The organism is Streptomyces sp. P17, from assembly GCF_032436805.1.
Taxonomy (GTDB): Bacteria; Actinomycetota; Actinomycetes; order Streptomycetales; family Streptomycetaceae; genus Streptomyces.
In genome coordinates, this window is sequence record NZ_JAVRBF010001184.1 from 1 (window position 1) to 253 (window position 253).

At 47.8% G+C, this 253-nt stretch carries 1 pseudogene; it reads right to left on the reverse strand.

Annotated features, from left to right (window positions below):
• A pseudogene (locus tag RMT89_RS44360) lies at positions 1–253 on the reverse strand (2-dehydro-3-deoxyphosphogluconate aldolase); the annotation flags it as partial.

Genomic DNA, 253 nt, shown 5'->3' on the forward strand with positions numbered 1-253 from the left:
GAACATCCCGGAACCCAGGCCTAAATAACTGGCGCCGTTTTCAAAAAATTCTTTGGCGTTTTCTTTACTGATGCCACCGACACCCATCAAGGGCAATTTGCCAAGAGGCGCTTGGATATCTTTGAAAAATCTCGGTGTAACTACTGCTGCTGGAAAAACTTTGACGATGTCCGCCCCTTGGGCAAACATTTGATTGACCTCTGACGGTGTCATCGCAGCCGGTACTGCCAATACACCTTTTTCATTGGCGTAG